The organism is Thermodesulfobacteriota bacterium (assembly GCA_039028315.1).
Classification (GTDB): Bacteria; Desulfobacterota_D; UBA1144; order Nemesobacterales; family UBA2774; genus CR02bin9.
Genome location: JBCCIH010000076.1, coordinates 1 through 10,257 on the forward strand (window position 1 = coordinate 1; position 10,257 = coordinate 10,257).

10 protein-coding genes are annotated in these 10,257 nt (G+C 41.0%); 5 read left to right on the top strand and 5 right to left on the bottom strand.

The genetic code is table 11. The annotated features are described in order from the left end of the window. Nucleotides 1–1,620 (bottom strand): APC family permease (locus AAF462_06130; protein ID MEM7008699.1); only part of this gene is annotated, 1,620 nt, incomplete at its 3' end. A 6-nt stretch (nucleotides 1,621–1,626) separates the two neighbouring features. After that, nucleotides 1,627–2,733: a D-alanine--D-alanine ligase family protein gene (locus tag AAF462_06135; GenBank protein ID MEM7008700.1), complete on the bottom strand. Its 1,107-nt coding sequence runs from the start codon at nucleotides 2,731–2,733 to the stop codon at nucleotides 1,627–1,629. Nucleotides 2,734–2,854: 121 nt separating this feature from the next. On the opposite strand from AAF462_06135, the gene AAF462_06140 reads away from it, so the two are divergent. Then, nucleotides 2,855–4,045, top strand: a complete 1,191-nt coding sequence (locus AAF462_06140; protein MEM7008701.1) for an acetyl-CoA C-acetyltransferase — start codon at nucleotides 2,855–2,857, stop codon at nucleotides 4,043–4,045. Here the strand turns inward: AAF462_06140 and AAF462_06145 are convergent. Beyond that, on the bottom strand, nucleotides 4,042–4,500 hold the full coding sequence (locus AAF462_06145; protein ID MEM7008702.1) for a thioesterase family protein: 459 nt from the start codon (nucleotides 4,498–4,500) through the stop codon (nucleotides 4,042–4,044). The two genes, AAF462_06140 and AAF462_06145, sit on opposite strands and share 4 nt — an antisense overlap. Nucleotides 4,501–4,668: 168 nt before the next feature. On the opposite strand from AAF462_06145, the gene AAF462_06150 reads away from it, so the two are divergent. After that, nucleotides 4,669–4,908, top strand: coding sequence for a PUR family DNA/RNA-binding protein (locus tag AAF462_06150; protein ID MEM7008703.1), 240 nt, complete (start codon nucleotides 4,669–4,671; stop codon nucleotides 4,906–4,908). A 69-nt stretch (nucleotides 4,909–4,977) separates the two neighbouring features. Here the strand turns inward: AAF462_06150 and lysA are convergent, their stop codons facing one another. After that, complete coding sequence (gene lysA / locus AAF462_06155; protein ID MEM7008704.1) at nucleotides 4,978–6,237, bottom strand: diaminopimelate decarboxylase; 1,260 nt, start codon at nucleotides 6,235–6,237, stop codon at nucleotides 4,978–4,980. Beyond that, nucleotides 6,237–6,833, bottom strand: a complete 597-nt coding sequence (locus tag AAF462_06160; GenBank protein ID MEM7008705.1) for a 2-hydroxychromene-2-carboxylate isomerase — start codon at nucleotides 6,831–6,833, stop codon at nucleotides 6,237–6,239. Before AAF462_06160 ends, lysA begins: the two co-directional genes overlap by 1 nt. A gap of 144 nt (nucleotides 6,834–6,977) precedes the next feature. Between AAF462_06160 and hemE the strand changes: the two genes are divergently transcribed. The 3 genes from hemE to AAF462_06175 form a co-directional block, all read left to right on the top strand. Continuing rightward, nucleotides 6,978–8,930, top strand: coding sequence for a uroporphyrinogen decarboxylase (hemE, locus tag AAF462_06165; protein MEM7008706.1), 1,953 nt, complete (start codon nucleotides 6,978–6,980; stop codon nucleotides 8,928–8,930). 16 nt (nucleotides 8,931–8,946) lie between these two features. Beyond that, nucleotides 8,947–9,873 (top strand): ferrochelatase, encoded by a 927-nt coding sequence (gene hemH, locus AAF462_06170; protein MEM7008707.1) that lies wholly within the window; start codon nucleotides 8,947–8,949, stop codon nucleotides 9,871–9,873. A 2-nt stretch (nucleotides 9,874–9,875) separates the two neighbouring features. After that, on the top strand, nucleotides 9,876–10,257 hold a 382-nt coding region (locus AAF462_06175; GenBank protein ID MEM7008708.1), incomplete at its 3' end, for an SRPBCC family protein.

The following is a 10,257-nucleotide window of genomic DNA, read 5'->3' on the forward strand; positions in this document are numbered from 1 at the left end:
CATTTCCATCTGATTAAGTCCCTCTACCCTTGAGTGCGGAAGCGCGGCCCCATGGGCTACAGGTGTGACTCCAAGCACGGTGCCTTCAAAGAACTGTCTGTATAAATTGTCATATGATTCTGGAACAAATTGAGAGAACAGTGTGCTCACTCTCTCTACAATATCCTCAAACTCAATACCTTTAGCTAGATCTATGACTTGGCTTCTGGCTACTAACTGGTCAAAGGGGTCATCCTTTCTAAGCTCTTTTTCCTTTAATATGCCCCTTAGCTCTCTATCTAAGCCCTCATATCTTGACTGTCCAAGTTTCTCAAATATATGGTAGATTGCTCCGCTTCTACCTACTTTATTTCTTACATAGTACCTGTACCAAAGAACCCCTATTACAAGAAATCCCATTGTTAATACCTTTGTCCATGCGCTCATATTGCTAAAAAGCCAAAGGCTTGAGAATATACCGAAAATAGGCATCCAAGGATAAAAAGGAGAGAGATAGCTAGGATCGTAGGAGTCTATTTTGCTCTCCCTCATAACTATTACAGCCACACAGACAAGCATAAACATTAATAGCTGAAATGCGCTTGCAATCTTTACAATCCCTGTTGTATCAAGAACTAAGAGTATTACAACTGTGGTAGCAACGGTAAATACGATGGCGTTAAGGGGCGTACCATTTTTCCCTAGTCTCTGCAGGAAGCTGGGCATCATAAAATCTCTGCTCATAGCCAAAGGATAACGAGATGCGCTCATAGTTCCTGCATTTGCGACTGATATAAATGCAAAAAGTGCTGCAATAGATATAACTATTACCCCTACTCTACCGAACAATGTTTCTGCAACTGTTGCTACGGGCGAGAGGTCTCCGGCGAGTTTTTCCATAGGAACGATTCCAACCATCACCGCAGTCCCTATACCATAGATAAGTATTGCAGTTCCCAGAGCAAGGAAAATGCCGAGCGGTAAGTTTCTCTCAGGGTTTTCCACTTCTTCTGAAAGACTAGTAACTTTTGTAATACCGCTGTAGCTTATATAAACCAAAGCAGCGGTTGAGATAATTGCGCCGGAACCAGGCTCTAAATAGTTATTGAAATGAGAAAAATTTAGCTCAGGTACAGCGCTGCCAATTAGAACAGCTAGCGCTAAAATAACAAGGAACACAAGTACAATCTGGAGTTTTCCACTAGTATCTGCACCTAAAATATTCAATATTCCCAGTGCTATAGCGATACCTATTGCAACACTTACGATTGGAAGCTCAGGGATAAATAAGCCCAAATACACTCCTATACCGATAAGCGCAAATGCTACTTTAAGCACCATCGCAAGCCATGTTCCAATACCTCCGATCGTACCTAGCAGAGGCCCCATTGAACGATCTAGAAAATAGTAGACCCCACCTGCTTTTGGCATAGCAGTGGTTAGCTCAACTATACAAAAAGTAGCAGGTATCAAGGGAAGTACTGCAATTAAATATGAAAGTGTTATGGCTGAACCTGCATTAATCGCAGCTATACCGGGCAATAGAAATAATCCCGCACTTAGAGTAGTGCCGGTAGCTAAAGCGTATACGTCTAGTAATTTCAAACTCTTTTTAAGACGCTGCGGGCTCGGATTACTCATAGTTTATCACTTTGATTTAATATCTGTTGTCAGCTTTAACTGTTCATTTTTCCTGTGTATCGCTAAGTCAAAAAGTCTACTGATTAACTCAGTGTAGCCTACACCTGATATTTCCCAAAGTTTTGGATACATACTGATTTGGGTGAAACCAGGGATAGTATTAATTTCACCTATATATAGTTCTTGGGTACTGCCGTTTAAAAGAAAGTCGACTCTGCCCATGCCGCTGCAATCAAGAGCGACGAATGCTTTGACTGCGAGTTCCTTTAGCCTGTTGGTGAGCTCTTCATCTAACTCCGCGGGAGCTATAAGCCCAGTCCCCTCTTCTAAATATTTTGCAGTATAGTCATAAAAATCTCTATGGGGAACAATCTCGCCAGGTAGTGAAGCTTGAGGAGTTTCATGTCCAAGAACGCTAATTTCAATCTCTCTTGGATTGCCTACTGCCTTTTCTATTAAGATTCTGTTTGAATATTTGCAAGAATCACCTATTGCAGAATTAAGTCCTGACTCGCTTTCAACCTTATAAACACCTACACTTGAACCAAGATCGGCAGATTTTACGAAGCAGGGAAATCCTATTATGTCTTTGGTTCTCTCAATTATAGATTTATTGTCAGACATCCAGTCATGGCTGTAAAACCCAAAATAAGGAACTACCGGAAGGTTTGCTTCTTTCAAGACTGCTTTCATTACAATCTTATCCATACCGACTGAAGATCCTAAAACTGATGCTCCCACAAAAGGTACACCCATCATCTCGAGCATGCCTTGAATTGTGCCGTCTTCTCCGTAAGTTCCGTGAAGAACTGGGAATACTGCATCTAATTTAACTTCGTCTATTACCTGAGAGTCCTTAATTTCAAAAAAAAGCGGATTTTCATAATTCAGAGAGGGAGTTAGAAAAGATTCTGTCTTCACGATCAGATCTCCATCCTCAAGCCACTGCTCGATCGAAACACTATGCCAAAGACCATTTTTATCTATAAAAATTGGATAAATTTCATACTTGTCTTTATCAGTGTTTTTAATAACCGATTTAGCAGAAAGCAGGGATACCTCATGTTCTACAGACCGTCCCCCGAAAATAATTCCAACCTTTGTCTTAGCCAATATTTACTACGCTCCTAATATAAATATCCCCAATTGTGTGAACTTGATATACAATGTTTGTAGGGTAATATGCAAGAATAACTGCTTGATGACCACTCGAAAACCCCCAGGAGCTAATTCAATGAAAAAAATAGTGATTAGTGAGCCGTTAAGAACCGCAGTAGGATCATTTGGTGGAGCATTAAAAGATACTTCAACTGGAGAGTTAGGATCCACAGTTGTAAAGGAAATACTTAACCGCACCGGAGTTGATCCCAAAAATATAGACGACTGCATTATGGGGAATATTCTCTCTGCAGGACAGGGAATGAATATTTCAAGACAAGTAGCAATAGGAGCAGGTCTTCCCATTGAAACTCCTGCTTACACAATCAACAGGGCTTGCGGCTCTGGTGTGCAAACTATCGCTATTGCTGCCCAGGCAATTAAAGCGGGCGATTCTGAGGCTATAATTGCAGGCGGTGTTGAGAACATGAGCCAAGCCCCTTATTACCTTACGAACGCCAGATATGGATACAGATTAAGTGTTCCAAAAGACGGTATGGTTGACGGCATGCTTTGTGATGGGCTGATGGATGTCTTCAATGACTATCATATGGCGATCACAGCTGAGAACTTAGTTGAAAAATATGATATCTCAAGAGAGGAGCAGGACGAGTTTGCATATAACAGCCAGATAAAGACAAAAGCTGCTATGGAGAGCGGGCGTTTTGATGATGAGATTGTTCCTGTTTCTATTCCGCAGAGAAAGGGCGAGCCGCTGGATTTTAAGGTTGATGAACACCCGAGGAGCGATACCACGCTTGAGGTCTTGGCTAAACTAAAACCTGCTTTCAAAAAAGACGGCACAGTTACAGCTGGAAATGCATCGGGCATAAATGACGGCGCAGCAGCAGTATTAGTGAGCTCAGATGAAAAAGCAAAGGAGCTTGGATTAAAGCCCTTGGCTTCTATAATTTCCTATGCAGTTGCAGGAGTCGATCCATCGATCATGGGCATCGGGCCTGTCCCTGCTATTCAAAAAGCATTAGATAAGGCTGGGCTTTCACTAGAAGATATCGATCTTTTTGAGTTAAACGAAGCCTTTGCTGCTCAATCACTTGCAGTGCTAAGAGATATACCAATGCCGGCTGAGAAATTTAATGTTAACGGCGGCGCGATTGCTCTAGGCCACCCGGTTGGAGCTTCGGGCACTAGACTGGTCGTAACACTACTTCATGAAATGCAGAAAAGAGATGATGCTAATTTGGGTCTTGCAACGCTATGCATCGGCGGCGGTATGGGCATTGCCATGATTCTTGAGAAAATTTAAGAATTACTAATAAGCTCAACACTATATTTCCGCTCTTTAAACAGTGCTTTAAATTCTTCTGGGACCGTGGCAACTTCGTGTTTATCGTAGTAGATAAAAACAATCCCTGTTTTAAGTACCGCAACAACCTTGCCGGATTCTTTATTGGTCAACCTATATACTAAATCACAGCCGTACTTAAGATAGTCGCATACGGCAATTTCCACAGTTACAACATCCCCATAAAACCCTTCTGATTTATAGTAGATTGCTACATCCGACAGTATGATTGAGGGTCCAAATGCGTCAAGCTCTGTAAATCCATATTTGGCAAAAAGCCTCACTCTAGCTTCGTGAGCGAGTGATAAAATGGAGTCATGCCCGAGGTGGCCGCCGTAATTTATATCGCTTATCCGAAGACTGATATCAGTTGAAAAATCAAACTTTCTAGGTGGGTGTATCTTTATTCTAGCCATATTTGAGCTCTGATTTGCTATAGACTTGGCTTCCCAATTATACATAATCTAAATTAAAATTCTCGTCTTGATTTTTATAATTCATGGAGTTATTATTTCGACCCATACGATTTTAACCACAAATTACATTCCAACTAGATAGGGAATGAGGCGGAGGACGAGAAGAAGATGGAAAGAGCAGAGAGATCGGAGAAAGAACACGCAAGCAAGCATGTTGATATTGAATCTAAGAGATTCTTTTTTGATGTCAAAGAAAACCATAAAGGCAAATATTTAAGGATTACAGAACTAAGCGGCGGCAGGTCCTGTATTGTTATACCCCTTGGCGGAATTACACTCTTCAAAGAGAGATTAGGGGAAATAATAGAAGAGGCTGAGAAACTTGTCGATGCTCCGGCAAGCTTCTAAAACCGTATTTTCATCAAATTAAATTTGCAGTGATTACAAAAGAACCTGGTTCTGACAGTATTGGTGCACCTAAAGAGAATCAGGAATAACTTCCGAGCTTAGGAGTTCATCGTAAGTCTCTCTTTTTCTGATCACAGAGAACTTATCCCCTTTAACCAAAACTTCGGGAACCCTAGGTCGAGTATTATAGTTTGAAGACATCACAAACCCATATGCTCCTGCGCTAAGGACTGCAAGCATATCGCCGCTCACCACTTTTGGCAGCTCGCGGTCTTGAGCTAAAAAGTCCCCAGACTCACATATTGGACCAACTATATCTACTACCTCTTTTTGGTCTGATGATTTAACCACTGGCAGTATTTCGTGATACGACTCATAGAAAGCAGGCCTTATTAGATCATTCATAGCTGCATCAACTATGACAAATTTCTTGGCTGTTCCCTCTTTAAGGTATAAAACTTTAGTAATGAGCATCCCTGCATTGCCCATAAGCGATCTTCCGGGCTCAAGTACTAATTTATATGGTTTGCCAGAAAATTCTTTCATGATTATCTCAGCGTACATTTTTGGATGAGGCGGCTTATCATCTAACTTATAGCTTATTCCTAGCCCTCCCCCGATATCTATGTATTGAATATTGATCCCTTCTGCTACTAAATCATCTGCTAGAGCAATAAGTTTTTTAACTGAATCTGTAAATGGTGTAAGATCAAAAATCTGTGATCCAATATGGGCATCAATCGCAATTACATCCACGCCGTCCATTTGTTGGGCTTGTTTATATACTTCAAAAGCTCTACCAATCTCAATTCCAAATTTACTCTTTTTAAAACCAGTCGAAATATAAGGGTGCGTTTTTGGGTCGATATCAGGATTAACTCTAAGAGCTACCGGAGCTTTTTTACCCATTTCTTGACCGACCGAGTTTAGAACATGAAGCTCCTCTTCAGATTCCACATTAAAAAATAATATTCCTGCCTCTATAGCTGCTTTCATCTCCTCTCTGGTTTTACCAACACCAGAGAAAACCACTTTTCCAGGATCTCCCCCTGCCCTTTTGACTCTTAAGAGCTCACCACCGGATACAATGTCATATCCAGATCCAAGATCTGAAAAAGCTTTTAGAATTGCAAGGTTAGAGTTAGCTTTGACAGAGTAGCAAATAAGCGTATCCATCTCTGAAAAAGCTTCTTTATAAGCTGTAAAGCTGTCTTGTAAATATTCGTAGTTGTATATATAACATGGAGTTCCAACTGACTCCGCAATAGAAGTTACACTAACATTGCCAATGTAGAATTCGCCATCTTTATAAGTGAATGAACTGTGCATTAATCACCTTCTCCGTTTAGGTATCTCTCCAAATACTCAAGTCTGTCATTACCCCAATACATTTTATCATCGACAAACATGGTTGGTGCTCCGAATACTCCTTTTTGTATCGCCGTATTGGTTTCATCTCTTAGCATATCTTTAATATCCTGATCGTTTATTCTGTTTATGAACCACTCTGGGTCTATATCAACAACCTTTACAGCCTCGGCCAAAATTTCCGGCTTGCTAAGATCTGCTCCATCTACCCAATAGGCTCTGAACATCGCATGATTATATTCAACCAGCTTGCCTTGCTCGGCCGCGGCAAAGGCGCCTCTCATTGACCTTACGCTGTTTAGAGGAAATAGGTCAGGATAATTAAAATCCACATCATAGTATTTAACTACTCTTTCTACATCCTGCCTTAGGTAGCCAATTTTATTTGCTATATCAATTGCTGGTGTTGATCCTATTTCATTGAACACGCCGCCCAATAAAAATGGCTTCCACTCAAGCTCAACCCCCGTGTCTTCAGATATTTTCTCGATCCTAATCGAGGCTACATATGTATAAGGACTACTAAAATCATAGTAGAATTCTACTTTTTGGCTCATTTAACTCTCCAAACAAAATTTAATAAACAGGGATTATAAGAAATAAGGGGGATAATATCAAGAATATAGCAATATATATTAATAAATTGACCCTGTTCCCGGCTATGCTAAACTCAGATATAATCCCAATAGAATCAAGAAACCATGAAAAGCCACTACAGTTTTGAAGGACTAAATGTTACAGCATTTGAGAGCCGAAGGGCGGCGGAAATAGAAAAACTCATTCGCTATCACGGAGGCGAGCCTAGAGTTGCTCCTTCTATGCGCGAAGTTCCGCTATCAGAGTCAAAAGAAGCCCTTCGATTTGCCAAAGATTTACTAGCTGACAAGTTCGATATGGTAGTTCTCATGACTGGTGTTGGGACTAGGGCACTTGTAGCTGCCGTATCTACTAAATATGATAAAAAAGATTTTCTAAAAGCACTTAAGAAAACTACAATTGTCGCCAGGGGCCCTAAGCCGGTAGCTGCGCTTAGAGATTATAAATTAAAACCCAATATCACTGTGCCAGAGCCAAACACTTGGAGAGACATTCTTATAACTCTGGATAATGATGCTAGCCTCAAAGGAAAAAAAGTTGCAGTTCAAGAGTACGGAATATCAAATAAAGAATTTATTAGCGCTCTTAGGAAAAAAGGGGCAAAAGTAACCAGAGTGCCTATATATAAATGGGATCTACCAGTAGATATAGGTCCCTTAAAAAATGCAATCAATTCTATTGAGGCAGGAAAAGAAGATATATCCTTATTTACTAGCTCTCAGCAGATCTATCATCTGTTTGAAGTAGCTGCAAAAAGCGGATCAAAAAGAAAGCTCACTGAGGGCCTAAAAAAGACAGTTATAGGGTCAATTGGTCCGACTACAACGGAAACCCTTCACCGATTCGGACTTCCTGCAGACTATGAACCTGATAGCCCCAAAATGGGCAATTTAATAAGAGAGGTAGCCAGAGTGGGCCCATCTCTAGTTAAGAAAAAACGTATGGCTCTTAAAAACGGAGTCGATACAAACTCCTGGCGGCAGCCGGATATGATCTGGAGTAAAGGATCTGATAAGAAGAGAAAAGAAATTACATACAACTCTGTTTTTATGAAAGCTTGTAGGTTGGAAAAGACTGATTACACACCTGTTTGGCTAATGCGCCAAGCAGGAAGATACATGAGGGAATACAGAGATATCAGGGCTGAAGTATCATTTCTTGAGCTTTGTAAAACCCCGGAGCTTGCAGCCGAAGTAACCCTAAGCGCCGCTGAAAAGCTAAATGTTGATGCTGCGATCATTTTTGCTGACATACTTCTTATTGTAGAGCCACTTGGAGTAGGGCTTCAATTCTCAAAAGGAGAAGGGCCAAGGATAAAAAGACCTGTGCGCTCAGGAAAAGCAGTAGACCGCATTAAAGAATTTGACCCTGAGTCTTTAAGTTATGTCTACGATGCGCTCAAGCTAACCAGAAAGGCGCTGGATCCAAATATAGCACTAATTGGGTTTGCCGGTGCGCCATTTACAGTGGCTTCATATATGATTGAGGGCGGCGGATCCAGAAATTATGAAAATACAAAAGGCCTCATGTATAAAGACCCCTCAGCATGGCATATCATGATGGATAAGCTCTCTAATGCCACGGCAATCTATTTAAAAAATCAAATTAAATCAGGCGCGGATGTAGTCCAATTATTTGATAGCTGGGTCGGGTGTCTTTCAAGAGATGACTATAAAGAATTTGTCTTGCCGCATATGAAGAAACTCATATCTAAGGTAGATAAAGATACACCTGTTATTCATTTTGGCACCGGTACCGGAGCACTGCTTGATCTAATAAAGGAATCCGGAAGCCAAGTCATAGGTTTTGATTGGAGAGTAGATTTAGCAAAGGCTTGGCGGCAAGTAGGATATGATGTTGCTATACAAGGGAATTTAGATCCGGTTTCACTCTTCGCTAACCACTCAGAGATAAGAAAACGTGCGAAAAGTATAATGGATAAAGCTAAAGGCAGACCGGGACACATATTTAACTTGGGTCACGGGATACTACCGAAAACTCCGGTCGATAACGTTATGGCACTAATAGATTTCGTTCACGAATACTCGCAAAAATAATGTTCAGGAGAAGTTAATGTCTAAGAAGTTCGATGCCATACTCATGATAGGATACGGGGCACCTGAGAAGATTGAGGATATACGCCCTTTTCTTATGAACGTTGCAAAAGGAAGGCCTATACCACCGGACAGGCTTGAAGAAGTAGCTCATCATTATGAGCTTTTCGGCGGAAAATCACCTCTTAACGAATACACATATAAACAAGCGGCAGGTGTACAGAATAAGCTTTCTGAAAATGGATATGAGCTTCCTGTTTATGTAGGAATGAGAAACTGGCATCCTTTTATTCCTGACACAATAAAAGAAATGTATGACAAAGGTCATAGAAAGGTAATTGGCATGATCATGGCGGCCCACCAATCAGACGCTAGCTGGGAGAGGTATCAAAGAGATATACAGGAGGCGCTCAAGGAACTTGGAATACAGATGGAGTTTGCATATTCCCCTCCCCTTTTCGATCATCCACTTTTTATCGAAGACAATGCTGACAGAGTGAAGGACTGTCTTAATGAAATACCTACTGCTGAGTATCCAGAGACTATGATCCTTTTCACAGCGCATAGCATTCCCGTTCCAATGGCCGAGGCTTCGCCATATGTGCAGCAGCTTGAGACCACTGCAAGATTGATAGCTGAGAACTTAAACTATGAGAATTGGAGACTTGTGTACCAAAGCAGAAGCGGAAGACCGACAGACCCTTGGCTTGAGCCGGACGTGTGTGATGTTATTGAAGATATTGCAAAAGACGGTGTGAAAAATGTTATCGCCCAGCCAATAGGATTTATATGCGATCATATTGAAGTTCTTTTTGATATTGGAGTAGAGGCCCAGGAAGCATCAGAAGAAGCAGGTGTTAGGCTGCTCAGAGCGAAAACAGTAAATGATGACCCGAAATTTATCCAAGCTATGGTAGATGTAGTCGAAGAAATGATGGATCATTGAAAATGGCTTGTTATGAATTTGTTACAATCTGGAGAGTTGATGCACCACTTGAGAAAGTTTGGAATGAGATCTACTACACTGAGTATTGGCCAGATTGGTGGAAAGGGGTGCAGAAAGTAGAAGAACTTCAAAAAGGTGACGATCTTGGTATCGGAAGCATCAGGCGCTACACTTGGCAGACTAAACTTCCATACAAACTAATATTTGAAATTGAAACTATAAAAGTAGAACCGATGACATATCTTGAAGGAATATCTGAAGGAGAACTTGATGGAAAGGGAATATGGAGACTGTCAGAAAAAGACGATCAGACTATATGTAGATATGATTGGATAGTAGAAACTACAAAACCATGGATGAATATACTTGCAACAGGGGCAAGTA

What these genes read in the sequence shown, in the direction of transcription:
- lysA (MEM7008704.1), bottom strand. Translation starts at nt 6,237, where the DNA reads ATGCACAGTTCATTCACTTATAAAGATGGCGAATTCTACATTGGCAAT.
- AAF462_06150 (MEM7008703.1), top strand. Translation starts at nt 4,669, where the DNA reads ATGGAAAGAGCAGAGAGATCGGAGAAAGAACACGCAAGCAAGCATGTT.
- hemE (MEM7008706.1), top strand. Translation starts at nt 6,978, where the DNA reads ATGAAAAGCCACTACAGTTTTGAAGGACTAAATGTTACAGCATTTGAG.
- AAF462_06140 (MEM7008701.1), top strand. Translation starts at nt 2,855, where the DNA reads ATGAAAAAAATAGTGATTAGTGAGCCGTTAAGAACCGCAGTAGGATCA.
- AAF462_06145 (MEM7008702.1), bottom strand. Translation starts at nt 4,500, where the DNA reads ATGGCTAGAATAAAGATACACCCACCTAGAAAGTTTGATTTTTCAACT.
- hemH (MEM7008707.1), top strand. Translation starts at nt 8,947, where the DNA reads ATGTCTAAGAAGTTCGATGCCATACTCATGATAGGATACGGGGCACCT.
- AAF462_06160 (MEM7008705.1), bottom strand. Translation starts at nt 6,833, where the DNA reads ATGAGCCAAAAAGTAGAATTCTACTATGATTTTAGTAGTCCTTATACA.